Raw genomic sequence first — 24,224 nt, forward strand, 5'->3', positions numbered from 1 at the left:
CTTCCGTAGTGGTCGTTACAGAAATACCGTACCCCACCTTCCGTAGTGCTCGCTATAGAATTTCCCCATGACCACCAAACAGCGCGGCCGCCCCCGCTCCTTCGACCGCCCGACGGCGCTGGAGCAGGCGACGATGGCCTTCTGGGAGCACGGGTACGAGACGACCTCCGTCTCCGACCTGACCCGCGTCATGGGGATCAGCGCGCCGAGCCTGTACGCGGCCTTCGGCGACAAGAAGACCCTGTTCGAGGAGGTCGTCGAGGCCTACGGGCAGTCGCACGGGGCCTTCTCGGCGCGCGCCTTCGAGGAGGAGCGGACCGTCCGGGACGCCGTCGGGCGCATGTTGCGCGAGGCCGCCGTCCGCTTCACCGAGCCCGGCCACCCGCACGGCTGCCTGGTCATCTCCGCCACGGCCGGCTGCACCACCCCCGAGGTCGCCGAGCCCCTGCGCGCCCGCCGGAACGCCAACATCGAGGCCATCGAGGAGTGGATCCGCCGGGACGTCGAGAGCGGTCTGCTGCCGCCCGGCACGGACGCCCGGGCCCTCGCCCGGTTCAGCGGCGCCGTCCTCCAGGGCATGTCCCAGCAGGCCCGCGACGGGGCGACGGAGGCGGAGCTGACGGCGCTCGCGGAGACGGCCATGCGCGCCTGGCCAGAGGCGACGGACGGAGCGGCGGCCGAAGCGGCGGGGAGCGCGGCGCCCTGAAGAACCCGCGGGCCGCGGCGCCGGGACGGGACCCTCAACCCGTCCGGCACCGCAGCCCGGAGCTGCCCGGCCGGGGGTGTGCGGTCCCTCGGCCGTTACGGGAGGTCTCGGCGCAGTCAGGGCAGAGAGCGCCGGGTACCTCGTCCGCCCTCCTGTGCGGGGAGGGCGGAGGCTTTCATGAAATGCATTGTGGACTAGACCATTCTTGTCTGTCCATCCATGGGAACGCGGTCGTCCCAGGCCCATCCTCCAACACGGACGCCGGGAACTCCAGGTTCACCGCCTGGTAATTCCACGGGTACGCTCGCACACGTGCCCTCCATGAACGACCTCGTACGCCAGCACACCGCGCTGAGCGAGTCCGACCTCGACTGGCTCCACCTGCTGGTCTCGGAGTGGCAGCTGCTCTCCGACCTGTCCTTCGCCGACCTGGTGCTGTGGGTCCCCACCCTGGACGGCACCCGCTACGTCTCCGTCGCCCAGATGCGGCCCAACACCGGGCCCACCTCCTACCAGGACGACATGGTCGGCCACCTGGTCCCGCGCGGCCGCCGCCCGCTCCTCGACGCCGCCCTCGACGAGGGCCGGATCGTGCGCGAGGGCGACCCCGAGTGGCGCGAGGAGGTGCCGGTCCGGGTCGAGTCCATCCCCGTACGGCGCGAGGGCCGGGTGCTCGGCGTGATCGCCCGCAACACCAATCTGCTCACCGTGCGGACCCCGTCCCGGCTGGAGCTCACCTACCTCCAGTCCGCCTCCGACCTGGCCCAGATGATCGCCGCCGGCTCCTTCCCCTTCGCCGGCGAGCAGGTGGACATGGACTCCTCGCCGCGGGCCGGTGACGGTCTGATGCGGCTCGACGCCGACGGCGTCGTCCAGTACGCCTCGCCCAACGCGCTCTCCGCCTACCACCGGCTCGGCCTCGCCGCCGACCTCGTCGGCCAGGACCTCGGCCAGGTCACCGCCGAGCTCGCCCCCTCCCGCGGCCCGGTGGACGAGGCCCTGGTCAAGATGGCCTCCGGCTACGCCCCGCGCGAGTTCGAGATCGAGGGCAACGGCGGGGTGATCCAGCTCCGGGCGATCCCGCTCAAGCCCAAGGGAACCCGGATCGGCTCCCTGGTGCTGCTCCGGGACGTCACCGAACTGCGCCGCCGCGAGCGCGAGTTGATCACCAAGGACGCCACCATCCGGGAGATCCACCACCGGGTGAAGAACAACCTCCAGACGGTGGCCGCCCTGTTGCGCCTCCAGGCCCGCCGGATGGACTCCGACCGGGGCCGCGAGGCGCTCAACGAGGCGGTGCGCCGGGTCGGTTCGATCGCCATCGTGCACGAGACGCTGTCCCAGAACCTGGACGAGCGGGTCGAGTTCGACGAGATCGCCGACCGGGTGATCGCCATGGTCGCCGAGATCTCCCCGGGCAAGGTGACCTGCCGGCGCAACGGGCGCTTCGGCATCCTCGACGCCGAGGTCGCCACTCCGCTCTCCATGGTGCTCACCGAGATCCTGCAGAACGCCCTGGAGCACGCCTTCGCGCCGGGGGAGCACGGCACGGTCGAGGTCACCGCCGTCCGCGGCGAGCCCCGCGCCGACGCCCGGCTGCTGATCACCGTCAAGGACGACGGCCGCGGCCTGCCCGAGGGATTCGACCCGCAGCGGGCCGGAAACCTCGGGCTGCAGATCGTCCGGACCCTGGTCGAGGGCGAACTCGGCGGCACCTTCGACATGCAGCCGGGCGCGGAACGCGGCACCCGGGTGGTCCTCGACATTCCCGTCCAGCCGCAGAAGTAATACGCGGCCGGAATTCTTATGCGGTGAACTGCCCTCCGGGGGAGGGCAGTTCCGGGATCCGTTCCGCGGGCCGCTCCCCGGGAGGCTTCCCGGAAGCTTCCCCTGAAGAGCAGCGAGCCCCGGACCGAAGTGAATCGGTCCGGGGCTCGAATGCTGTGGGTTACTGCGCGCGCTGCGGCTCGGGGGCGGTGATTGCGTACACGGTGTACGCGCCGCTTGCCTCGGTCCGTGCAGGTGGCTCAGGCGCTGGCGTTGCGCGCCCGGTTGCGGGCGGCGCGGCGCTTCATCGCGCGGCGCTCGTCCTCGCTGAGGCCACCCCAGACGCCGGAGTCCTGGCCGGACTCGAGCGCCCACTGCAGGCACTGCTCCATGACGGGGCAGCGGCGGCAGACGGCCTTGGCTTCCTCGATCTGCAGCAGCGCAGGACCGGTGTTGCCGATGGGGAAGAACAGCTCGGGGTCTTCCTCACGACAAACGGCGTTGTGACGCCAGTCCATGGCTGCTACCTCTCTCAGGTGTTACGTGCGAGTTGCTTGTGAATGTGAACGCTTTCACGAATCCCCCCGCAAGGGAAGGGCCGACTGCCAGGCGAACTGGTGTGGTCCTTGTTACAGAGGAGGGGTTCTGGCTCTCAGTGGAGGCCGGTCTTGCGGGCCGTCCCGATCGCCAAGAAGAGACTCCCAAACCCCAGCAACGGATACAACCCCTTCTGGAAAGTTTTTTTTGATTCCTCGGTGTCGGCTCCGTCACAGCCGTACTTCTAGGGGGTGGAGGGCAGCCTAAACGTTCGAGTGGAAGGACTTTCGGTCCTTCTGGTCACACAATCACACGCAGTGCACGGCGTACGCCTGTGAACGTCACGCTCGTACGCAGCCCGAGGTGGTCGCCGTCCATCTGGAGCGGCAGTGGCACCTTCGAATGCAAGGTGAAGTCGGTCAGATCGTGGAGGCTCACCGCGTGCTTGCCGTGGGGGCCCCGCTCGGGGCTCGAAGTGAGCAGCTGAGTGGCGTAGCGGGCGATGGAGGGGGTCGAGAGCCGGCTCAGTCCGAGCACGTCCAGGGCCGTCTCGAAGGAGGCCTCCGGAGACGCGTACACCGGACGATTGCCCAGGTAGGTCCAGGGAGAGGTGTTGCAGATTATGGAGAGCACGAGGTCCCGCACCGGCTCCTCGCCGGGCCGCTCCAGGGTGATCGTGCCGTGCCGCCGGTTCTGCTCGCCCAGGAACTGGCGCACCACCTGACGCAGATAGAGCGCGTGGGTCGAACGCTTGCCGCGCTCGCGCTGCTGTTCGACCCGGCCGATGACGCCGGCGTCGAAGCCGAAGCCGGCGCAGAAGGTGAACCAGCGTTCGGGCACCGCTTCGTCGTCCGTGCCCGGCGTCCCGGAGGCGAGACCCAGGCTGACCGTCCGCGTCCGGCGCTCGCGCAGCGCGTCGAGCAGCGCGCCGGTCGCCTCGACCGCGTCGTTCGGCAGTCCGAGCGCCCGTGCGAACACATTGGTCGAGCCGCCCGGCACCACCGCGAGCCCCGGCAGCCGGTCCGGATCGGGCCCCGCGTGCAGCAGCCCGTTCACCACCTCGTTGACCGTGCCGTCCCCGCCGAGCGCCACCACCAGGTCGATGTCGTCCGCCTCGGCGGCCCTGCGCCCCAGGTCACGGGCGTGCCCCCGGTACTCGGTGGTCACCGCCTCCAGCTTCATCTCGCTGGCCAGCGCGTGGATCAGCACGTCCCGTGTGCGGGCACTGGTGGTGGTGGCTGCCGGGTTGACCACGAGAAGCGCGCGCATGCCCGCCAGCGTACCTACCCGGCGGTACCTCTCCCAGCCCAGGCCTCCCGGACGGATCCCGGACCGGACCCGGCTACCCTGCCTTGCATGAGCAGTACGAGCAGCGCCGACACCAGCAGTCCCGAGCAGCCGACGGAGCCGGGCACCCGTCCCGGGCGCCTCACGGCCGCCGCCGCGGTGGCCGCGACCGAGGGCGTCGCCCTCGTCGCCGGCGGCCTCGTCCTGCTGGTCACCAGCCTCGGCGACCGGCCCGACGACCTCACCTCGGCCCTGATGGGCGCGGTCACCCTGGTCGCCCTCGGCCTGATCCCGCTGGTCGCCGCCCGCGGCCTGTGGCTGCGCCGCTCCTGGAGCCGCGGCCCCGCCGTGATCACCCAGATCCTGGCGCTGCCCGTGGCCTGGCAGCTGCTCCAGGCGAACAGCGTGATGATCCCGGCCGGCATCGCCCTCGCCGTCCTCGCCGTGACGGGCCTGGTCCTCCTGGTCAGCCCGTCCACCACCGCCGCGCTCGGCATCCGGCGCCCGGGCGAGGACGCCTCGTAACGCGGCCCGCACACCGGGCACGTACACACCGGACACAACGGAGGGGCCGGGGGATCACCCCCGGCCCCTCCGTCGTGTCCGGTGTCCGCGTCCGGGGAACCGCTCAGCTCACTCCTCCACGAGGAGCTTGTCCCGCAGCTGTGCCAGGGTCCGCGCCAGCAGCCGGGAGACGTGCATCTGCGAGATGCCGACCTCCTGCGCGATCTGCGACTGGGTCATGTTCCCGAAGAAGCGAAGCAGCAGGATCCGCTTCTCCCGGGGCGGCAGGTCCTCCAGGAGCGGCTTGAGCGACTCCCGGTACTCGACGCCCTCCAGCGCCTCGTCCTCCGCGCCCAGCGTGTCCGCCACCGCCGGCGACTCGTCGTCCGTGTCCGGCACGTCGAGCGACAGCGTCGAATACGCGTTCGCCGACTCCAGGCCCTCCAGGACCTCCTCCTCGGAGATCCCCAGCCGCTCCGCCAGCTCGTGCACGGTCGGCGAGCGCCCGTGCTGCTGGGACAGCTCGGCCGTCGCCGTCGTCAGGGACAGCCGCAGCTCCTGGAGCCGGCGCGGCACCCGGACCGCCCAGCCCTTGTCCCGGAAGTGGCGCTTGATCTCGCCGACCACGGTCGGCGTCGCGTACGTGGAGAACTCCACCCCGCGGTCCGGGTCGAACCGGTCCACCGACTTGATCAGGCCGATCGTCGCCACCTGCGTCAGGTCGTCCAGCGGCTCCCCGCGGTTGCGGAAGCGCCGGGCCAGGTGCTCCACCAGCGGCAGGTGCATCCGCACCAGCCGGTCGCGCAGCGCCGCCTTCTCCGGCGAGCCCTCCGGCAGGCTCCGCAGCTCGACGAAGAGGGCCCGCGCACCGCTGCGGTCGTGCGGGTCGACGGCCTGTCCGGAAGCCTGTCCGGAAGCCTGTCCGGACCCCTCGCCGGGCCCCTCGCCGTCGACCTGCCGGCCCGGCACCGCGCCCCGCTCCCGCGCCCGGCCGTGGACCTGGCCGGGGTCCTCGTCGCGGACCTGGCCGGGCCCCGGGGCATGGGCCTGCCGCGGCCCGCCCGCGTCCGGGGCAACCTCGTGCTGCTCGTGCTCGCTCATCTGGTCCGCCTGCTCCGTAGCGACCTCGACCTCGACCTCGACACCGGCCGCCCCCTGCGACCGGGCGGCCCGCTGCTGCTCAGGGATGCCGGCCGTCGCGTCCCCGCTCCTCACGCCGGGCCTGGCCCCGCGCCGCGCTGTTTGTACAGGCTGATGGAGACCGTCCGGTCCTCGGCGACCGACGACTCCACCTTGCCGGCCAGCGCCGACAGCACCGTCCACGCGAAGGTGTCCCGCTCCGGCGCCCGGCCGTCCGTGGTCGGGGCGGACACCGTCACGTCGAGCGAGTCGTCGATCAGGCGGAACACACAACTCAGCACCGAGCCCGGCACCGCCTGCTGGAGCAGGATCGCGCAGGCCTCGTCGACCGCGATCCGCAGGTCCTCGATCTCGTCGAGGGTGAAGTCCAAGCGCGCCGCGAGACCGGCCGTGGCCGTACGCAGCACGGACAGGTAGGCACCCGCAGCGGGCAGCCGGACTTCCACGAAGTCCTGGGTCCCGGGCTCGCCTGCGATCTGGGACACCCTCACCTCCAAGGTGGCACAAGCTCTTTCGGGATCCGGGGCGGAAAAGCCCCGGACCTGGCGGTACGCAGTCGGTTCTGCAGTCCGCCGAGACGCTATCGCGATCCGTCCCGCCGTGTCGCCGGGGGCCCGGCAGGACCGTCCCCGCGGGGTCCGGTCCTCAAGGGCCCGCCGTGCGCGCCGGCGGCCGCGGAGAACCCGCGGAGGGGTGACGTACCCAGCCGTCAGACGATCGAACCGTCCACGAAGCACCAGCGCCAGCGCTCGTTCGGCTCGAAGGTCCGCATCACCGGGTGCCCCGAGGAGTGGAAGTGCGCCGTCGCGTGCCGGCCCACCGACGAGTCGCAGCAGCCCACGTGCCCGCAGCTCAGACAGAGCCGCAGCTGGACGGGGTGCGTACCGTCGGCCAGGCACTCCGGGCAGGTGTCGTGCTGCGGCGCCGGTTCGGGGCGCGGCATTTCGGCAACGTGCGGGCACTCGCTCATGATGGCCAGGTTACGTCGTGGCACGAGACAGGGACCGGGCATGGACGCACTGCAGCTGGTGGCGCTGGTCGCGGCGAGCGCCGCGGTGGCGGGCTTCGCCCGTCGGACCCCGGTGCCGGCCCCGCTCCTCCTGGTCGCCGTGGGCCTCGGCGCCTCCTACGTGCCCGGCGTGCCCGACTACACCCTCGACCCGCACATCGTGCTGCCGCTGGTCCTGCCGCCGCTGCTCTACACCGCCGCCGTCGACTCCTCGTACCTCGACCTGCGCGCGAACATCCGGCCGGTCGCGCTGCTGTCCGTCGGGTACGTGCTCTTCGCGACCGTCGCCGTCGGCTGGCTCGCCTTCGTCCTGGTGCCCGACCTGCCGCTGACCGCCGCCCTCGTCCTCGGCGCCGTCATCGCCCCGCCGGACGCGGTCGCCGCCACCGCCATCGCCCGCAAGCTGGGGCTGCCGAACCGCATCACCACCATCCTCCAGGGCGAGTCCCTGGTGAACGACGCCACCGCGATCACCGCCTACAAGGTCGCGCTCGCCGCCGCCGTGGGGGAGGGCATCAGCTGGGCCGGCGGCCTGGGCGAGTTCGCCCTCGCCGCCGTCGGCGGCGTCGGCGTCGGCCTGGTCCTCATGGTCCCCATCCACTGGCTGCGCACCCACCTGCGCGAGGCCCTGCTCCAGAACACGCTCTCCCTGCTCATCCCGTTCATCGCCTACGCCGCCGCCGAGGAGGTGCACGCCTCCGGGGTGCTCGCCGTCGTCGTGGTCGGCCTCTTCCTCGGCCACAAGAACTGGAAGGTCGACTTCGCCACCCGTCTCCAGGAGGAGGCGGTCTGGAAGATGGTCGCCTTCGTCCTGGAGTCCGCCGTCTTCGCGCTGATCGGCCTCCAGCTGCCCTTCGTGGTCCAGGGCCTCGGCCCGTACGGGATCGGCGAGGCCGCCTGGTACGCGATCGGGGTCTTCGTCTTCGTGGTGGTCGTGCGCTTCGTCTGGGTCTTCCCCGCCACCTTCCTGCCCCGCTGGCTGTCCACCCGGGTCCGCACCCGCGAGCCCGGGGTGGACTGGCGGGCGCCGGTGATCGTCGGCTGGGCCGGCATGCGCGGCGTGGTCTCCCTCGCGATCGCCTTCTCCATCCCGGTCGCCACCGACGGCGTCCCCTTCCCCGCCCGCAACCTGGTCCTCTTCCTCACCTTCACCACGGTCATCGGCACCCTCGTCGTCCAGGGCCTCACCCTGCCGCCGCTCATCCGCGCCCTGCGGCTGCCCGGCCGCGACCGCGTCCAGGAGACCCTCGCCGAGGCCCAGGCCCAGAACGAGGCCTCACAGGCCGCCGAAGCCCGGCTCGACGCCCTCCTCGCCGACGAGCGCAACGCCCTGCCCGGGCCGCTCGCCGACCGGCTGCGCACGGTCATGGAGCGCCGCCGCAACGCGGTCTGGGAGCGGCTCGGCACCGTCAACGAGCTCACCGGCGAGACCGCCGACGACACCTATCGGCGGCTCGCCCGCGAGATGATCGACGCCGAGCGCGAGGTCTTCGTGCGCCTGCGCGACGAGCGCCGCATCGACGACGAGATGATGCGCACCCTGCTGCGCCGCCTCGACCTGGAGGAGGCCGCGGCCTACCGCGAGGAGACGGCCTGAGCCCGCGGCCCCGCACCGGGACCCGGTTCCGGCGACCCGGTGATCACGGCCGCGACGCGGGTGCCGGGCGCGAAGGCGCCCTCCGACGCGAGGGTCACCAGTCCGTCGAGCATTTTGGCGACATACAGTCGCTCGATGGCGAGTCCACGCCAGACCCCGTGCCGCACCTCGAAATCCTGTGCGAACGCCTCCAGGGCGGCCGGCACGCGCGCGTAGCCGCCGCCGTGGAAGCGCTCGTCCAGGGACCAGTCCCCGCGCGGACCGCCGAAGGCCGCCTCCTGGAGCGCCCGCACCTCCGCGCCGAGGAAGCCGCCCTTGACCACCGGGACACCCAGCGCGCGCCCCTCGAAACCGGCCGCCAGACCGGCCAGGGTGCCGCCCGTGCCGCAGGCCACGGCCGCCACGTCGGCCCGGCCGCTGAGCTCGCGGCCCAGCTCCACGCACCCGCGGACGGCGAGCGCGTTGCTGCCGCCCTCCGGCACCACGTACGTCCCCTCCGGCGCCCCGGCCAGCGCGAGGATCCGGTCCAGGGCCTCTGGTTCGCCCTTCGCGCGGTACGTGGCGCGGTCCACGAACACCAGCCGCATGCCGTCCGCCGCGCACCGCGCCAGCGAGGGGTTCGGCGGCCGGCCGGCCAGCTCATCGCCGCGCACCACGCCGATCGTCGGGAAGCCCAGCAGCCGGCCGGCGGCGGCCGTGGCCCGGAGGTGATTGGAGTAGGCACCGCCGAAGGTGAGCACCGGCCGCCCGGCCGCCTCCGCCAGGTTGAGCGCCAGCTTGCGCCACTTGTTGCCGGGCAGCGCGGGATGGATCAGGTCGTCCCGCTTGAGCAGCAGGCGCAGCCCGTACCGGGTGAAGCGCTCGTCCTCCACCGGCTCCAGGGGCGAGGGGAGCCGGGGCCGCAGACGGGAGAGGTCGAACGCGTTCACCCGGCCATTCTCGCCGGGCCCGCGGGCCGGCCCTACCGCAGCCGGTCGGCGATCCGCTCCCGCATCGACGCCATGGTGAAGCCGCGCGGGTCGACCTTGCCGGGCTGCCACTCCAGGTGGCCGATGACCGAGCGCTGGGTCCAGCCGTGCACCCGGCAGACCGCGGCCGCGGCCTTGGCGATGGCCTCCAGCTGGACCTTGGGCCACGGGTCGGTGCCGTCGCCGAGGTTCTCGCACTCGAAGCCGTAGAAGTGCCGGTTGCCGTCCGTGGTGGCCTCGTCGTCCGGCGGCAGCCGATGCTCCGCGATCACCGCCCGCAGCACCTCGTCGTCGCCGAGGCCGGCGTGGTTGGCCCGGCCGTAGCCGACCAGGTGGACGGTGCCGTCCTTGGCGATCACGCCGTGGCAGAGCGGACCGGGCAGCGAGGCGTACCCGTCCCGGCAGATGCGGACGGTGCCGGCGGTGCCCCGGGTGACGGTGTGGTGGATCATCACGCCGTGCACGGGTCCCCAGGGGCCCTTGTGGTTGCGGTTGTGGGTGCGCCAGTCGCCGACCTCGACGACCGTCAGACCTTCGTCGCGCAGCGCGCCGAGGAAACGGCTCGCGGACATGGGTGTGGCCATGACCGGCTCCTTTCGGACGGGGGTTCCGGTTCTTCCGGGTTCCTCCTGTCCCACCGGGGTACCGGAGTCGTCCGCTCCGCTGCCATCCGTTCGGTTCGTGTGCGAGCCGATCCGGACGCGCGGCGAGCCGCACCGGACCGGCGGAAATCCTGCTCCATGCCCAGCCCGGTGGCCGGCGACTCCCACTCTTTTGTGTAATGGCGCGGACACGCAGCGTGCTGAAAGGCTCTCCTTCGCAGGTTTGTCGCATCGAGAGGGAGTTCCATGTCCGTTGGTTCGGTTGACGGCGAGGTGCGCGAGGGCGGGGCGCCCCCGCAGCGGAGTCTCGGCACCGCCGCCGCGCGGAACCTGGCGAGCACGACCAAGTCCGCCCCGCAGATGCAGGAGATCACCTCCCGCTGGCTGCTGCGCGCGCTCCCGTGGGTGGACGTCCAGGGCGGTTCCTACCGGGTGAACCGGCGGCTCAGCTACGCGGTGGGCGACGGCCGGGTCACCTTCGTGCAGACCGGCGGCCAAGTCTCCGTGATCCCCGCCGAGCTCGGCGAACTCCCCGCGCTGCGCGGCTTCGAGGAGCCGGACGTCCTGGCCGAGCTGGCCGCCCGCTGCGTCCAGCGGGAGTACGCGGCGGGCGAGGTGATCGCCGCGCGCGGCACGGGCACGGACCGGGTGCACCTGCTCGCGCACGGCCGGGTCGAGCAGCTCGGCGAGGGGCCCTACGGGGACGAGACCGTCCTCGGCGTGCTCGCCGACGGCGCCTACTTCGGCGAGGACGCCCTGGCCGCCGACGACGCGACCTGGGACTGGACCGCCCGCGCCGCCACCGCGTGCACGGTCCTGGAGCTGACCCGGGCCGACGTGCTCGCCCTCGCCGAGCGGGCCGGCGCGCTCGCCGGACACCTCGCCGAATTCGCGGTCCTGCCGCCGCACGCCACCAACCGGCTCGGGGAGGCGGCCATCGAGGTCGCCGCGGGCCACGTCGGCGAGCCGGTCGTCCCGCACACCTTCGTGGACTACGAACTCTCCCCGCGCGAGTACGAGCTGAGCATCGCCCAGACCGTGCTCCGGGTGCACACCCGCGTGGCCGACCTCTACAACCACCCGATGGACCAGACCGAGCACCAGCTGCGGCTGACCGTCGAGGCGCTGCGCGAGCGCCAGGAGCACGAGCTGGTCAACCACCGGGAGTTCGGCCTGCTCGCCAACTGCGACTACGGGCAGCGGATCCAGCCGCGGGACGGCGCGCCCGGCCCGGACGACCTGGACGAGCTGCTGTCCCGGCGGCGCGGCTCCAAGCTCTTCCTGGCCCACCCGCAGGCCATCGCCGCCTTCGGGCGCGAGCTCAACCGGCGCGGCCTCGTGCCGGACACGATCGACGTGGACGGCACGCGGATCACGACCTGGCGCGGGGTCCCGCTGTACCCCTGCGACAAGATCCCGGTCACCGACGCCCGTACGAGCTCGATCATCTGCATGCGCACCGGCGAGTCCGAGCAGGGCGTGATCGGGCTGCGCCAGACCGGCCTGCCGGACGAGGTCGAACCGGGCCTGTCCTGCCGCTTCATGGGCATCGACGTCCAGGCGATCACCTCCTACCTGGTCACCGCCTACTACTCGGCGGCGGTGCTCGTTCCCGACGCGCTCGGCGTCCTGGAGAACGTGGAGGTCGGACGCAGGAGCTGAGCCACAGCCGTACCGGGGACGGGGGCCAGGCCGACGGGTCCCCGCCCCCGGTGCCCTCCCCGGCGCCCCGCCACCGGGCACCGGGGCACACCCTCCACGAGCCCATGAGGAAAGTGACCCACACGATGACCACGACCAGCGCGGACACCGCGACCGGGGGACGCAGCGCCGCGCTGCTGCTGGACCGGACGCGCAGCGTCGTCGACCCCCAGCTCCGCACCACCGTCCAGTCCCTGCCCGGTTCCATACGGCGCATCGCCGCCTATCACTTCGGCTGGGAGGAGGCCGACGGCTCCCCGGCCGAGGAGAGCCGCGGCGGCAAGGCCATCCGGCCCGCCCTGGTGCTCGCCGCCGCCCGCGCGCTCGGCGCGGACCCCGCCCCGGCGGTCAAGGCCGCCGCGGCGGTCGAGCTCGCGCACAACTTCACGCTGCTCCACGACGACATCGTCGACGAGGACCCGACCCGCCGTCACCGGCCCACCGCCTGGACGGTGTTCGGCATCCCGGACGCGCTGCTGGCCGGCGACGCCATGAACGCGCTCGCGCTCCGGCTGCTCGCCGAGGACCCGCACCCGGCCGCCGTGCCGGCCGCGGCCCGGCTCGCCGCCTGCGTGATCGAGCTGTGCGCGGGCCAGCAGGCGGATTGCGCCTTCGAGCAGCGCGACCCCCGCGCGGTGTCCCTGGACGAGGTGCTGGCGATGGCCACCGCCAAGACCGGTGCGCTGCTCGGCTGTTCCTGCGCCCTGGGCGCGCTGTACGCGGGGGCGGACGAGGAGACGGTCGCGGCCCTGGACGCGTTCGGCCGGGAGGCGGGCCTCGCCTTCCAGCTGATCGACGACCTGATCGGGATCTGGGGCGACCCGGGGCGCACGGGCAAGCCGGCCGGTGCCGATCTGGTCGCCCACAAGAAGTCGCTGCCCGTGGTCGCCGCGCTCACCTCGGGGACGGCGGCGGGGGAGGAGCTGGCCGAGCTCTACGCCCGCCCGGTGCTCGACGCCGCGGCGGTGCGCGCGGCGGCGGACGCGGTCGAGCGGGCCGGCGGCCGGGACTGGGCGCAGGGCCAGGCGGCCGAGCGGATGGCCCGCGCGGTGGAGCACCTCTCCCGGGCGGTCCCGGACCTGTCGGCCGCGGGGGACCTGCTGGCGCTCGCGGAGTTCGTGACACGACGCAATCGCTGAGCTCTTCCGCACGGATCTCTTCACGAAGGGGCTTGCGTAACCACTACATCCGAAGCACTATGGATGAAGTGGTCATCAGCCACGCCCCCTACGGAAAGAGATTCCGGCTTGCGCAAGCTCACGTACTACGTCGCCTGCTCTCTCGACGGCTTCATCGGCGACCCGCACGGCGACGCCTCGTCCATGTACGCCTTCATGGACGAGGAGTACGCCGCCTGGATGAACGCGGAGTTCCCGGAGACCGTCCCCACCGCCTTCCGGGAGGCCTCCGGTCTCACCGGCGTGCCCAACAAGCGGTTCGACACGGTGATCCAGGGCATGGGTTCGTACCGCCTCGGCCTGGAGGCCGGGATGCCCAGCCCGTACGCCCACCTCCGCGAGATCGTCGCCACCCGCTCCCTGACCGAGTCGCCCGACCCCAACGTCGAGCTCTTCGCCGGCGACCTCGCCGCCCGGGTCCGCGCGCTCAAGGCCGAGGACGGTGACCTGGGCATCTGGCTCTGCGGCGGCGGCCAGGTCGCCGGCCAGCTCGTGGACGAGGTCGACGAGCTGGTCATCAAGTCCTACCCGCAGGTCTACGGCTCCGGCATGCCGCTCTTCGGCGCCGGCTTCGCCGTCCACGACTACGCGCTCCAGGACCTGCGCTCCTTCGGCAACGGCGTCGTCGTGCGCACGTACACCAGGAAGCGGTGACGCCCGGGCCGACCTAGGCTGGAGCCATGGCGGAAGAGACGCCGCACACCACGCGGGACCCGCGCGCCGAGCACCTCTGCCCGGCCTGCGGGGAGCCCCGCCAGGTGCTGGCCGAGCGGCACAAGGTCCTCGGGGCCTGGGTGCCGGAATGGGTCGTGCAGCCCTGTCGCAACCCGCGGTGCGCGCTGTACGAGCCGGAGGGCGAGCCCGGATCGGAGCCGGGATCGCCGGAGGACGGCGGAGCGCCGTCCGACACCGCGCCGGAAGCCGGCGCGGAAGCCACTACCACGCACGTGACCGGCAAGAACGGCGAGACCGGGAGAAGTCCGGCCCCGGGGTGACCGGCCGCGCGCCGGAGCCGGTCATACCGCTACAGTCCGCGCATGTCATCGGAGTCGACAGAAGTCTGGACCGGCTGGTACCGGGACCGCAGCGGTGCGGAAGCGATCGTCATCACCGCCACCGGGGGCCACGTGGCCACCCGCATCAGGGGCATCGAGTACACGGGCGCGAGCTTCGCCGCCCTCAGCGCCGCGGACGAGGGCGGGCAGGCCCTCACCGGGTGCGTCCTGGAGTGGGACCTGCCGCTCCCCGTCGTCGTGGACGGCACCGCCCAGCAGGCCACGCTCAGCTGCCTGTTGACCCTCGGCGAGCGCGCCGACCTCAGCCTCACGCTGCACTACGGAGGCGCCGCCTTCGAGTCCGGCATCGCCGGCGCGGACTTCGAGGAGGCCCTCGACCGGGTCCGCCGCCAGCTGCCGCCCGGCACGGCGTTCGGCCGGGAGCTGCTCCAGGCGGCCTGACCCGTCACGCACCCGGGGGCGGGGAGGGGCGCCGGCCCCTCCCCGCCCCCGTGCCCGTACCGGTCAGCCGGCCTTGAGGGCGGTGGCGAGGCCGTACTGCCACAGCTGGTTCACCCGGGCCCGCTCCTGGGAGTTGGGGTAGGCGTTCGTGCAGGACGTGCCGGGCCCGCCACCGGACATCAGCTCGCTGCACGGGCCGCTGTAGTGGTCGGGGAGGCCGAGCACGTGCCCGGTCTCGTGGGCGGTGACGCGGGTGGAGTTGTACTGCTGGTTCTGCCGGTAGTCGAGGAAGATGTAGCCGCTGCCGTGCCCGTCCGTGCTCGCGTACGAACCGCGGGAGTCGTTCCCCTCGTAGTACGCGAAGTCGGGGTTGGAGCCCTCGACCAGCCGGACGTTGGTGACCGAGCTGTTCCAGATCTGCGCCGAACGGGATATCTGGGTGCGGAAGGTGGGCGCGTTGGCGGCGCTGTAGACCACGGTGACGGCGGTGGCACCAGGCGTGGCGGCCCGCTTCTTCGCGACCGACTTCAGGACGGCTTCGAAGAACGCCTGGTTCGCCCGCGCCTCCTCGGCCGACCCGGCGTAGCGCGCGTACCCGGCGGGCTCGGCGACGGGTGCGGCGGAGGCGGGGGCGGCGCCGAGGGAGAGGGTGAGACCGGCACCGAGGGCGGCGGTGAGCAAGGACGTGAGGACCTTCGGGTGTCGCATGGGGGGCTCCTCCTGTGGGGTTGAGGAGAGTGTGGGGGAGCCCGGGGCAGGCGGGGAATGATGCCATCCGCCGATAACTCCAGCGCATCACCGCGGAGTTGGGTCCTCATCGGCGGTGCGGGGAGGGCGGAGTCAGGGGCGCGGGGCGGTCTGGTGCGCGCCCCCGGAGCCGCCCTAGTCTCGGCATCATGGAGCTGGAGGTGAGGCACCTGCGGGCGCTGTGCGCCATCGCGGACACCGGCAGCCTGCACAAGGCGGCCCGCCGGCTCGGCGTCAGCCAGCCCTCGCTGACCACCCAGCTGCGCCGCATCGAGAACGCCCTCGGCGCCGAGCTCTTCACCCGCGGCCGCACCGGCTGCCTGCCCACCCCGCTGGGCCGCTCCGTCCTCAGCCGGGCCCGCCCGCTGGTCGACGGCATGACGGCCCTGGTCACCGAGACCCGCGCGGCCGCCGCCCGCGCCGCCGACGGCCCCGTGCTGCGCGTCGGCTCCACCGCCAGCCGCGCCCTGCCCGGCTGGCTGCGCCGGCTCCGCCAGGGCCGCCCCGGCACCGACATCGCGCTCCGGGTCGACGTCTCGGCCCACCGGCTGCTGCGCACGGTCGCCGAGGGCCGGCTCGACCTGGCCTTCGTGCACGAGGTGGAGGGCTGCCCGCTGCGGATCCCGGAGGGGCTGACGGGACGGGTCCTGGTCGAGCGCGAGCCGCAGTTCGTGTCGATGGCCGGCGACCATCCGGCGGCCGTCCACGAGGTCGTCGACCTCGCCGACCTCGCCCACGACCGCTGGACCGTCGACCCGGCCGTGGACGGGGAGTGGGACGGACTGCGCCGGGTCCTCGGCGCGGCCGGCCTCGACCCGCCGCTGCTGCACGCCGACTACCACACCGCCGCCTCGCTGATCGCCCTCGGCGAGGCCGTCGCCCCCTGCCAGCCCACCTCCCACCCGCGCGAGGACATGGCGATCCGCCCCCTCCGCGGCGACCCCCTCGCCGTCCGCCTGCTCCTCTTCGCCGCCCCGGGCGTCCCCCTGGACCTCCCGTACGCCGACCTCACCGCCGCCTACCGCGAGGCCGCCCTCCGCGCCGCCCCGTACCGCCGCTGGCTGCGCGCGGGGGGCACGGCGGGGCCGTGCATGATGTCCGCATGAGCGATCACGAGTGGGGCGCCGTCATGGCGCTCGCGGAGGGCCACCACGCCCGGACGGTCAGGGCGTTGGGCGCCAGGGAGGTCGCCGGGCACCTGCTGAAGGTGTACGGGATCGAGGCGCCCGGCCGGGCGGTCGGTGAGGCGGAGGCGGCACCGGCGCTCGCGCTCGCCGCGGACCACCTGGCGCTCGGACGGCACCGCGGGTCGCTGGGCCTCGCGGTGCTGCTCGTCCACGTGGGCGGGGACGGGGACTACGTGCTCGTGCACAGCTGGATCGAGGGGCACATGTCCGACCTGGCCGTCTGGACCGGCCCGGCGGGCCGCCCGGCCGAGCTGCGGCCGGGCCGTGCCGGGCTCGCCCCGTGCGTCTGGGAGGCCGCCGTCCTCGCCCATGAGCGCGAGGCGTTCGTGCGTCACCTCCTCGACGGCACCGGCCCGGGCGCGGTCCGCGTTTCCGCCTGGGCCGCCGACACCCTCGAGGGAGAGGTCCGATGACGGTCCGCCCCGCCCGCCCCGAGGACCTGCCCCGGGTCGCCGAACTGGCCGCCGAGCACGCCGCGTACGAGAAGGCCGCCCCGCCCCGCCCGGACCTGGCCGAGGCCCTCGGGCGGCTGCTCTTCGGGACCCCGGAGCCCCGCCTGCGCTGTCTGGTCGCCGAACTCCCCGACGGCAGCCTCGCCGGCTACGCCACCTGCGCCCCGGAGGTCTCCACCTGGGCCGCCGCCGAGTACCTCCACATGGACTGCCTCTACCTCACCGAGTCCGCCCGCGGCCACGGCCTCGGCGCCCTCCTGATGTCCGCCGTCCGCGCCGAGGCCCGCGCCCTGGGCCTCGCCCACGTCGAATGGCAGACCCCCGACTGGAACACCTCGGCGATGCGCTTCTACGCCCGCCTGGGCGCGACGCCGAAGCCGAAGGCCCGCTACACGTGGCGGGCGGCGGACTGACCGGGAAGGAACGGCACCCGGCCCGGACACGACCGCACCCGGCCCCCATGGGCGCCGAGTTCGGCGCCCCGTGGGCCGGGTGCGGGCGGGCCCCCGGGTGGGAGCGGGTCCGGAAGGAGGAAGGTCAGGCCTTCTTCGTCTCCTAGTAATGGGCCGGGTCGGTGACCTGCGGCGATGGTGGCCGCAGGTCGCTGACCTGGCCTTTTGTTGTTGGCTGGCGATGGGGTGCGACGGTCTTGATCGGGTGTCTTGCGGACTGTGTGCGGACTGGCCGAGGGCCGGCGTGAGCGACACTGCGTTCAAGCTGGCCTGGTGGGTGCAGCGTGGTGGCGGCAAATGTGGATGCCGCGCCAGGTGCCCGTCAGGCACGATCCCGGTATGTCTACCGAAGTCAGCGGGATGATCGAGTGCCGACCGGGCGCCCGCCTCTGGGGCCCCGACGATGAGGACTCCGTATGGCAGGCCGCCATCGACCTCTTCCTTCTCAATAACGGCAACGCGTACGACGCTCTCGCCTGCCTCTTCGGCATCCGCAACTCCTTCGGCTTCCGTCCGCTGGCCGAAGGCCGCGGCTTTCCCGCTGACGCGTCCGAGGCGCTGCGAACCGAGTACGCCAATTACGGCGGCCCTCCTGACGTACACGGCGCAACGTGGATCACCTGGTCCGAGCTCGCCGCCGCTGACTGGAGCGAGACGGACAGTTCCGGTACGCGCAGTCGCGGCGGTGCTGCGGGGAACGAGACCAACTGGGGACCGGTCTGGAGCGTGATGCGAACGCTCGGCGGACTCCACGGAGCGGACCAGGTGCGGCTCGTCGTCTGGTTCCACTGATCACAAGATTGGCAGCCGGGCGGCCCGGGGGCAAGGCTGTGGCACCCTCGCCGCTACTTGGTGGGAACTGTCCATTCCACAGGAGCGTCGAGGCTCTCGGGGTCTACGCAACGGTCGCAGGTCTGCTGTTCCCGCCTGTAGGGGCACCGGCCAGTCAGCGCTTGGGGAACTGGTGGCCAAACAGCAGGTTCAGGTAGTCGAAAGCCTGCGGCATGTTGTAGGCATTCTCGGCGGTGACGGCCTTGCGGGCGCGAGTCGCGGCGGTGCGGAGGTTGGACAAGGCCGTTGTCTTCGTTGCCGTGCTGGAGCACGCGGAGAACCGGCTTGCCTTCCCCAGGGGGTCGTTCATGTCTGCTAGCGCGATCTTGTCGAGCCACTCCAGATAGCCGCATAGATGTAGGGCGGCACTGAAGTGTGTCTGGACCGCCATGTACTGGGCTGCACGCATCTCCAGGTAGAAGGAGGAGATTGGCACCTGGTTGTAGTACTTCCACGCCTTGGCAAGACGGGCCAACTTCTTCGCGCCGCCGACGATGCCAGCCTGCTGATTGACCCCGTTGACGTAGTCCAGGTGCACTGTCGGGGCCGAACTCATCCACCCGTTGGCTGGTCCGGGGATGTCGTAGACGGGTGCTGCGCCTTTGGGGGACGTGCGGAACCCCGGGAGGATCTCCCACTGCTCCGCTCCACCGGCGAACCTGACGACGACGGTGGGCCGGCGGATCTCGACAGTGGTCGCCGGAAAGCTGGCTTTCAGGGCTTCCTTCACCCATTGCAGAGCGGTGTCGGAAGTGGGCTTGCTGCCGGTCATGCTGACCAGCAGATCAACGTCGCAGTGGTTCCGAACGCCGGTTCCGTGACCAAATGATCCGGTCTCGCGGAAGAGGTACACGCCAAAACGAGTGGAACCCTTAAGCGAGGTTTCGACGCTGGACCGATGCCGGGCTTTGGCGTCTCGATCGCTCTGGAGGGGTGTGAGGCGTTCCAAGAAGACGCCGAAAGCTTGGGAAACCGTGAGTGTCATCGCTGCTCTACCGCCCCGTCGGCATGGTCGTTTCGTCGACGGCATAGGTCTGCCCGCCGCCGTCTATGTTGCGCTGGGCCCGTCTGTAGGCCCGCTTGTTCGGGGGCTCGGCGGTCTTGTTCTGCTCATCCCGCCGAGCCGTGAGCTCGGCCAGGGCCTGGCGTGCCTCATCGATGGACGAGTAAGGCAGGTCGATCTCCCTGGCCTGACGGGCTGCGGTCTGGATCTCCAAGTAGGCATTGCCTGCCGCTGCAGCTTGGTTCATCCGATGCGAGGCGTTGATGGTGGTGAGGATGGCGCCGCAACCAGACGCGACGAGCGCGAGGATGCCAGCAGGGACCCGCCCGGCTGTGGAAACGAGCGCGGCAGCGCCAGAGATGCCTGCCAGCACGCTTGCTGGCAGACCGAGCCCAAGATTGACACCGCGCCACTGCTTGGTCAGCTCGAACTGCATTTGCCCGCTGTACTTCGCGCTCTCTTCTAGCCGCTTCAGTTCGGTCTCTATCGCGCTTCGGCGCGTGGCCTCGGTTGGGCCATCAGGTTCCGTCATGCCGACCAAGGTACGGGCAGACAGTGACAGCTAGTCCGCGGTTTTCACCATCCGGCGACCCTCCCGCCGTCGTGCACTTCCTGCCCGCCACCTTCGCCAGGTTCATCGGGACAAGAGAGCCTAAAGTTCGCCAGCTTGAGCGGTCGTTCGCCAGGTGTGCAGAGACCAGACAGCCGCCGCGCTGGCGCCGTGACCGCTGGGCGTCAACGCCGCAAGGGCCTGTTAATGCCAAGCGGCAGGACAACCCGTTGATCGAGTTGACCGTCACCGATTCCCGTCGCCTGATTGCCGATGGGGAGACCAGGGACCCAGAGCGAACGACCCGGATGGGACTGTCACGCCTGGCGTGCTCGCGAAAGGGTGATCTCGATGGCGAGGGCTCCGAGGGCTTCCTTCTCAGGGCCGTAGATGGTGCGGATGTTGGCCAGCTGCTGGTCGCGGGTGGCGGTCGGGTTGACGTTGGACGGGCCCTCACCGTCGAGGAGGGCCTCGAAGTCGGGGTACTCGGCGACCCGGAGGACCTGGACATCGCAGGTCTCGTCCGTGTTCTTGATGCGGAAGCGGATGGTGTCGCCGGCGGCGAGGTCCGCGAGGTGCGGGTACTTGACCCGCACCTCGATGGTCTTGGTGCCCGCGGCGACGAGCTCGAAGTACTGGCGGTAGAGGTTGAGCTCGCGGACGCGGGCGGTGCGGTCGGTCATCGGGAGGGAACGCTCCTGGGGGACGGTGCAGTGATCAGGCGGCCGATCTCGGCGGCCGAGTACGAGCGGAAGAAGTGGCGGGGGTCGGAGAGCAGGGTCTCGGCCATGGCGAGCAGCTGGTCGGCGTACTCGGTGGCGGTGCCGGGCCACTGCCGGGTGTCGAGCATCCAAGGGGCGGCGCCTTCGGGCAAGGGGGCACGGCCTTCTCGTATGAGGGATTTCGACAGCTTGGCGCCGGTGTCGGTGACGACCTGGGGGCAGAACAGCCGGGCCGGGAGCTGGGCGCGGGTGAGGCCCACGGCCTGGAGGGCCTCGTCGACGAGGTGGGAGCCGAAGACCCAGTCGCCGCCCTTGATCATGACGTGCAGCGTGCCCTGGGGACTGGCCAGGGCGAGCTCCTTCACCAGGTTGCGGTAGAGGGTGGCCAGGTCGAGGTAGCCGCCGGCGGTGGGCGTGATCGTGACCTCGTACGGGCCGTGGTGGAGGCACGTCGCGGAGACTTCCGCCGACTCGGGGCCGGCGAGGTGGACCCGGGTGCGTTCGGCGTGCTTCTCCGTCCAGCCGCAGCCGGGGTGCGGGCAGGGGACGCGGAGGTGCGGGGTGCCGGTGGAGGGAGCGAGCCACCAGCGGGCTGCGTCGATGCGGGGCAGGAGCCGGAGCCAGGTGCGGCGGTAGTGCTCGCCGGCCTGCTGCTGGGTGTACGTCTCGATGCGGTGAGGGATGCCCAGGCGCCTGGACAGGGCGGTGAAGAGGGGCTGGTAGAGGGCGGCGACGAGGTCCAGCAGGACATGCTCGCCGAGGGCCTGGGCGTAGGCGCGCTGGTAGCGGTGGCCACTGGCCGGGTCGGTGGCGAGCTCGTACGGGGCGTTGTCGAGGGCGCTGAAGAGCACCTCGGTGGGGAGACCGAAGCGGTCGCGCAGTCGGGCGGCCATCGCGAAGGCCAGGGACTGCACGAGCGAGGTGCCGATGTGCGGGGCGCCGTTGATCTGGGTGCCGACGACCAGCACGATCCGCTCGGGCGGGGCAGCCAGGATGCGCGGGGTCAGGACGTCCTCGGCGTGGTGGAGGGCGTTGGCGAGGACGGTGTTCGGCGAGACGGGGTGGGTGGTCACGTGATGTCTCCCCGGGGGCCGGTGGTGTGGGGCGGCATGGGTGCGGCCCCGTTCTTGGCGCGGTCGAATGCGGCCCAGACGCACTTTCCGGGGCCGGTCCGCTCCTTCACGCCCCAGCTGTCGGCGGTCGCAGCGACGATCAGCAGACCGCGGCCGTCGACGGCGGACTCCTCGGGAATGCGCTTCGTGGGCCTGTTCTCGCCGCTGTCGTGGACCTCGATCCGCAGCTCCTCGTCGAGAGACTCGACGCGTACGAGGACCAGCCGGCCCACGGGCACCCCGTGAAGCACGGCGTTGGTGACGAGCTCCGAGGTGCACAGCCGCATATCGTCGAGGCGAGTGGTCTCGCCCCATTCGGTCAGCGTGGCGGCGACGAAGTCGCGAGCGGTACGCGGTGTGGTCCGGCGGCGAGGGAAGAGCATGGTGCGGTGCCGGCCCGTGGCCGGAAGGAGATCCGGTGTGGCGTCGGTCGCCTCGTTGGTGAGTCTGCTTGCCATGGTCAACAGCAAAGCGACTTAACTCATTTGGGTCGGGAGCCAGCACGGGGGCCAAGGCGGGGGCCACTATGGGGGCCAGAGGTCACGTGTTCCTGGGGGACGGCATGGGCGACACCGGGATCGGCGCCTTGCTCGTCCGGCTGCGTACCGCGCGCGGCTGGAGCCAGCAGAGGGTTGCCGACGAGTACAACGCCCTGGAGGGGCGTTCTGCGAAGACCGGCAAGGAGATCGGGCGGTACGAGCGCGAAGCGCGAGTTCCCGTTCCCTACGCCCGGAAGTACCTGGCGCAGGTCTTCAATGTCGATGTCGCCGTGCTCGACCAAGCCGTGGCCGCCAGCAAGGGGCAGCGGGAGGGGGCTGGCGCCTCCGGGGTCGAGATCGTGCCGTCGGTGCTGCCGTCCGAAGTCACTCACGTTCGTGGAGACCCACTCTCCGAGGACGCGGTGCGATCGGCCGAGTTCGCCCGGTTCATCGCGCAGCGCAACGCCGACGAGTTCGTCGTCGAGCAACTGGAGGCGGATGTCGGCCGACTCGCCCGTACGTACGTCAGCCACCCGCTGATGGAGCAGTACGTCGAGATCAAGCGGTTACGGGACGGGGCGTTCGAGCTGCTGCGCGGGCGCCAGCACCCCCGGCAGACCACTGACCTCTACCTCTCCGCTTCTCGCCTCTGCGGCCTGTCCGCGCACGTCTGCCTAGACCTCGGCGACTACGACTCCGCCGCCACCCATGCCCGTACCGCACGCGCCTGTGCCGAAGCGGCTGGGCACGAGGGGATGCTGGCCTGGGTACGGGCCGTGGAGTCGTTGATCGCGTACTGGACAGGGCGGTACGAGCAGGCGGCCCGGCTGGCGCAGGCCGGCCGGCGGCACCGGGCAAGCGGCAGTATCGGTGCACGACTGGCGAGTCTGGAGGCGCGGGCGTTGGCGATAGTCGGCGACTCGGCAGGTGCGCTCGCTGCCCTGTCGGATGCCGAACGATCACGCGGGGCGATCTCGGGCGAGGACGAGGTGCTGGGAGTCTTTGACTTCCCCGCGGCCAAGCAGTTCGCGTACGCCGGAACGACTCTCCTGGCCGTGGGCGGGCAGGAACATGTCCACCGGGCCATCGTCAGCGCGGAGACGGCGATCCGCCTCTATCGCAGCGCGGACGGAGATGATCAGTCGGTCGGTGACCTGTTCGCCGCGCACCTCGACCTCGCCAGCGGGCACCTGCTCCTGGGCGACCTGGAGGGCACGGAGGAGATGCTCGGCTTTGTTCTTCAGTCCTCGCCCGAGCGCATGTCGGCCAGTATCGTGCGCCGGCTCACCGTTCTCGGGCGTGAGCTGGAAGGGCCGCAGTACGGTGGAGCCGCGCAGGCAGTGCACCTGCGCGAACGACTCCAGCACACGGCCGTCCGTGCGTCCCTGCCCGCCGCCCACCCACCGGAGTTGCCGACGTGACCGACCTGTCCGCCGCCCACGACGCCGCCGTCACCGACCGGGCCCGCCTGGCGGGCAGCGCCTACAACGGAGACCGGGACCTGGCTGCCCGGCAGTCGCTCTACCAATGGCAGACGCCCCGGTACGACCTGCCGGGTCTCGTCGCCGAGCAGTTGGGCGACGTACGCGGGAGCGTCGTCGACATCGGCTGCGGCAATGGCAAGTTCATCCAGCGACTCCGTCAGGACCGTGGGGACCTGTTCTTGCTCGGCCTCGACATCGCCCCCGGCATCCTCGCCGACGTTCCCGGCCCCGTTGCCGTGGCGGATGCCACGAGGCTTCCGCTTGCGGCGGGCAGCGTCGACGCCGCCCTTGCGCTCCACATGCTCTATCACGTGCCCGACATCCCCCAGGCGGTCAGGGAACTGGCAAGAATCGTGGCCGGTGACGGGCTGGTGATCGCCTCTACCAACAGCGACCGCGACAAGGCCGAACTCGACGAGCTCTGGCAGCGGGCTGCCGGCGACGTTCTCGGCATCGACCGGGGCCCGGCTCGCATCTCGCTCAGCGCTCGCTTCTCTCTGGAGAAGGCTCCGGCCTTCCTCGGCGAGGAGTTCAGCCGCGTGGAGGTCGTCGAACTGCCGGGGACCATCACGGTCCATGACCCTGACCCCGTCATCGCCCACATGGCCTCCTACCGCGCCTGGGCGGACCAGCACGACGTTCCCTTCGAGGCGACCATCGACCGGGCACGTGTCCTCGTCGCCGACGACATCACCCGCAACGGCGCGTACGAGATCACCTGCCTGGGCGGCATCCTCGTCTGCCGCCGGTGA

The 24,224-nt window shown here is 71.8% G+C and carries 28 protein-coding genes; 15 read left to right on the forward strand and 13 right to left on the reverse strand.

Annotated elements, in window-relative coordinates; genetic code table 11:
- Positions 1-67 precede the first annotated feature (67 nt).
- Both ACIGW2_RS04935 and ACIGW2_RS04940 read left to right on the forward strand, forming a co-directional pair.
- Positions 68-706, forward strand: a complete 639-nt coding sequence (locus tag ACIGW2_RS04935) for a TetR/AcrR family transcriptional regulator (protein WP_391656188.1) — start codon at positions 68-70, stop codon at positions 704-706.
- 321 nt (positions 707-1,027) lie between these two features.
- Positions 1,028-2,494 carry a histidine kinase N-terminal domain-containing protein gene (locus ACIGW2_RS04940; RefSeq protein WP_356069970.1) on the forward strand — a complete coding sequence of 489 codons (1,467 nt, stop codon included), beginning with the start codon at positions 1,028-1,030 and terminating at the stop codon, positions 2,492-2,494.
- Between the two features lie 239 nt (positions 2,495-2,733).
- Here ACIGW2_RS04940 and ACIGW2_RS04945 read toward each other — a convergent pair whose 3' ends face one another.
- Positions 2,734-2,991 (reverse strand): WhiB family transcriptional regulator, encoded by a 258-nt coding sequence (locus ACIGW2_RS04945; RefSeq protein ID WP_003953983.1) that lies wholly within the window; start codon positions 2,989-2,991, stop codon positions 2,734-2,736.
- A 319-nt stretch (positions 2,992-3,310) separates the two neighbouring features.
- Positions 3,311-4,279 (reverse strand): diacylglycerol/lipid kinase family protein, encoded by a 969-nt coding sequence (locus ACIGW2_RS04950; protein WP_391656187.1) that lies wholly within the window; start codon positions 4,277-4,279, stop codon positions 3,311-3,313.
- An 87-nt stretch (positions 4,280-4,366) separates the two neighbouring features.
- Between ACIGW2_RS04950 and ACIGW2_RS04955 the strand changes: the two genes are divergently transcribed.
- Positions 4,367-4,822, forward strand: coding sequence for a hypothetical protein (locus tag ACIGW2_RS04955; RefSeq protein ID WP_391656186.1), 456 nt, complete (start codon positions 4,367-4,369; stop codon positions 4,820-4,822).
- Between the two features lie 108 nt (positions 4,823-4,930).
- Here ACIGW2_RS04955 and ACIGW2_RS04960 read toward each other — a convergent pair whose 3' ends face one another.
- The 3 genes from ACIGW2_RS04960 to ACIGW2_RS04970 form a co-directional block, all read right to left on the reverse strand.
- On the reverse strand, positions 4,931-6,016 hold the full coding sequence (locus ACIGW2_RS04960; protein WP_391656185.1) for an RNA polymerase sigma factor SigF: 1,086 nt from the start codon (positions 6,014-6,016) through the stop codon (positions 4,931-4,933).
- The gene (locus ACIGW2_RS04965; RefSeq protein ID WP_123457481.1) at positions 6,013-6,426 is read right to left on the reverse strand and encodes an anti-sigma regulatory factor; all 414 of its coding nucleotides are present in this window, start codon (positions 6,424-6,426) and stop codon (positions 6,013-6,015) included. The genes ACIGW2_RS04960 and ACIGW2_RS04965 overlap by 4 nt, the downstream gene beginning before the upstream one ends.
- A gap of 224 nt (positions 6,427-6,650) precedes the next feature.
- On the reverse strand, positions 6,651-6,911 hold the full coding sequence (locus ACIGW2_RS04970; protein WP_361579334.1) for a UBP-type zinc finger domain-containing protein: 261 nt from the start codon (positions 6,909-6,911) through the stop codon (positions 6,651-6,653).
- Between the two features lie 40 nt (positions 6,912-6,951).
- On the opposite strand from ACIGW2_RS04970, the gene ACIGW2_RS04975 reads away from it, so the two are divergent.
- Complete coding sequence (locus ACIGW2_RS04975) at positions 6,952-8,547, forward strand: Na+/H+ antiporter (RefSeq protein WP_391656184.1); 1,596 nt, start codon at positions 6,952-6,954, stop codon at positions 8,545-8,547.
- Here the strand turns inward: ACIGW2_RS04975 and ACIGW2_RS04980 are convergent.
- Both ACIGW2_RS04980 and ACIGW2_RS04985 read right to left on the reverse strand, forming a co-directional pair.
- Positions 8,526-9,476: a 1-aminocyclopropane-1-carboxylate deaminase/D-cysteine desulfhydrase gene (locus ACIGW2_RS04980; protein ID WP_391656183.1), complete on the reverse strand. Its 951-nt coding sequence runs from the start codon at positions 9,474-9,476 to the stop codon at positions 8,526-8,528. The two genes, ACIGW2_RS04975 and ACIGW2_RS04980, sit on opposite strands and share 22 nt — an antisense overlap.
- A 32-nt stretch (positions 9,477-9,508) precedes the next feature.
- On the reverse strand, positions 9,509-10,099 hold the full coding sequence (locus ACIGW2_RS04985) for an N-acetylmuramoyl-L-alanine amidase (protein WP_391656182.1): 591 nt from the start codon (positions 10,097-10,099) through the stop codon (positions 9,509-9,511).
- Between the two features lie 264 nt (positions 10,100-10,363).
- Between ACIGW2_RS04985 and ACIGW2_RS04990 the strand changes: the two genes are divergently transcribed.
- The 5 genes from ACIGW2_RS04990 (at position 10,364) to ACIGW2_RS05010 (ending at position 14,453) form a co-directional block, all read left to right on the forward strand.
- Positions 10,364-11,779, forward strand: a complete 1,416-nt coding sequence (locus ACIGW2_RS04990; protein WP_399841119.1) for a family 2B encapsulin nanocompartment shell protein — start codon at positions 10,364-10,366, stop codon at positions 11,777-11,779.
- A 125-nt stretch (positions 11,780-11,904) separates the two neighbouring features.
- Positions 11,905-12,957: a family 2 encapsulin nanocompartment cargo protein polyprenyl transferase gene (locus ACIGW2_RS04995; protein ID WP_391656180.1), complete on the forward strand. Its 1,053-nt coding sequence runs from the start codon at positions 11,905-11,907 to the stop codon at positions 12,955-12,957.
- Positions 12,958-13,065: 108 nt separating this feature from the next.
- Positions 13,066-13,650, forward strand: a complete 585-nt coding sequence (locus ACIGW2_RS05000; RefSeq protein ID WP_399841120.1) for a dihydrofolate reductase family protein — start codon at positions 13,066-13,068, stop codon at positions 13,648-13,650.
- Between the two features lie 26 nt (positions 13,651-13,676).
- Positions 13,677-13,991, forward strand: coding sequence for a hypothetical protein (locus ACIGW2_RS05005; protein ID WP_391656178.1), 315 nt, complete (start codon positions 13,677-13,679; stop codon positions 13,989-13,991).
- A 42-nt stretch (positions 13,992-14,033) separates the two neighbouring features.
- Positions 14,034-14,453 carry a DUF6304 family protein gene (locus ACIGW2_RS05010; RefSeq protein WP_391656177.1) on the forward strand — a complete coding sequence of 140 codons (420 nt, stop codon included), beginning with the start codon at positions 14,034-14,036 and terminating at the stop codon, positions 14,451-14,453.
- Between the two features lie 63 nt (positions 14,454-14,516).
- Here the strand turns inward: ACIGW2_RS05010 and snpA are convergent, their stop codons facing one another.
- The gene (snpA, locus tag ACIGW2_RS05015) at positions 14,517-15,161 is read right to left on the reverse strand and encodes a snapalysin (RefSeq protein ID WP_361579352.1); all 645 of its coding nucleotides are present in this window, start codon (positions 15,159-15,161) and stop codon (positions 14,517-14,519) included.
- 188 nt (positions 15,162-15,349) lie between these two features.
- Between snpA and ACIGW2_RS05020 the strand changes: the two genes are divergently transcribed.
- From ACIGW2_RS05020 to ACIGW2_RS05035, 4 genes are all read left to right on the forward strand, one after another.
- Positions 15,350-16,306, forward strand: coding sequence for a LysR family transcriptional regulator (locus ACIGW2_RS05020; protein ID WP_399841125.1), 957 nt, complete (start codon positions 15,350-15,352; stop codon positions 16,304-16,306).
- On the forward strand, positions 16,303-16,800 hold the full coding sequence (locus tag ACIGW2_RS05025; protein ID WP_399841128.1) for a hypothetical protein: 498 nt from the start codon (positions 16,303-16,305) through the stop codon (positions 16,798-16,800). Before ACIGW2_RS05020 ends, ACIGW2_RS05025 begins: the two co-directional genes overlap by 4 nt.
- Positions 16,797-17,252, forward strand: coding sequence for a GNAT family N-acetyltransferase (locus ACIGW2_RS05030; protein WP_399841131.1), 456 nt, complete (start codon positions 16,797-16,799; stop codon positions 17,250-17,252). The genes ACIGW2_RS05025 and ACIGW2_RS05030 overlap by 4 nt, the downstream gene beginning before the upstream one ends.
- A gap of 378 nt (positions 17,253-17,630) precedes the next feature.
- Positions 17,631-18,083, forward strand: coding sequence for a hypothetical protein (locus ACIGW2_RS05035; RefSeq protein ID WP_399841134.1), 453 nt, complete (start codon positions 17,631-17,633; stop codon positions 18,081-18,083).
- Between the two features lie 154 nt (positions 18,084-18,237).
- On the opposite strand, the gene ACIGW2_RS05040 is transcribed toward ACIGW2_RS05035, so the two are convergent.
- From ACIGW2_RS05040 to ACIGW2_RS05060, 5 genes are all read right to left on the reverse strand, one after another.
- On the reverse strand, positions 18,238-19,152 hold the full coding sequence (locus tag ACIGW2_RS05040) for a nucleotidyltransferase (protein WP_399841136.1): 915 nt from the start codon (positions 19,150-19,152) through the stop codon (positions 18,238-18,240).
- Positions 19,115-19,657 carry an SLATT domain-containing protein gene (locus ACIGW2_RS05045; RefSeq protein WP_399841138.1) on the reverse strand — a complete coding sequence of 181 codons (543 nt, stop codon included), beginning with the start codon at positions 19,655-19,657 and terminating at the stop codon, positions 19,115-19,117. The genes ACIGW2_RS05040 and ACIGW2_RS05045 overlap by 38 nt, the downstream gene beginning before the upstream one ends.
- Positions 19,658-19,992: 335 nt before the next feature.
- A complete protein-coding gene (locus ACIGW2_RS05050) occupies positions 19,993-20,358 on the reverse strand; it encodes an ASCH domain-containing protein (RefSeq protein WP_399841141.1) in 366 nt (121 codons plus the stop codon).
- Positions 20,355-21,470 (reverse strand): hypothetical protein, encoded by a 1,116-nt coding sequence (locus tag ACIGW2_RS05055; RefSeq protein WP_399841144.1) that lies wholly within the window; start codon positions 21,468-21,470, stop codon positions 20,355-20,357. Before ACIGW2_RS05055 ends, ACIGW2_RS05050 begins: the two co-directional genes overlap by 4 nt.
- Entirely contained in the window at positions 21,467-21,967 is a 501-nt protein-coding gene (locus ACIGW2_RS05060) for an ATP-binding protein (protein ID WP_399841147.1), read from the reverse strand. Before ACIGW2_RS05060 ends, ACIGW2_RS05055 begins: the two co-directional genes overlap by 4 nt.
- A gap of 104 nt (positions 21,968-22,071) precedes the next feature.
- Here ACIGW2_RS05060 and ACIGW2_RS05065 point away from each other — a divergent pair, with 104 nt between their 5' ends.
- Both ACIGW2_RS05065 and ACIGW2_RS05070 read left to right on the forward strand, forming a co-directional pair.
- A complete protein-coding gene (locus ACIGW2_RS05065) occupies positions 22,072-23,409 on the forward strand; it encodes a helix-turn-helix domain-containing protein (RefSeq protein WP_399841151.1) in 1,338 nt (445 codons plus the stop codon).
- Complete coding sequence (locus ACIGW2_RS05070; RefSeq protein ID WP_399841155.1) at positions 23,406-24,224, forward strand: class I SAM-dependent methyltransferase; 819 nt, start codon at positions 23,406-23,408, stop codon at positions 24,222-24,224. The genes ACIGW2_RS05065 and ACIGW2_RS05070 overlap by 4 nt, the downstream gene beginning before the upstream one ends.

Source organism: Streptomyces sp. NPDC053541, assembly GCF_044544705.1.
Taxonomy (GTDB): domain Bacteria; phylum Actinomycetota; class Actinomycetes; order Streptomycetales; family Streptomycetaceae; genus Streptomyces.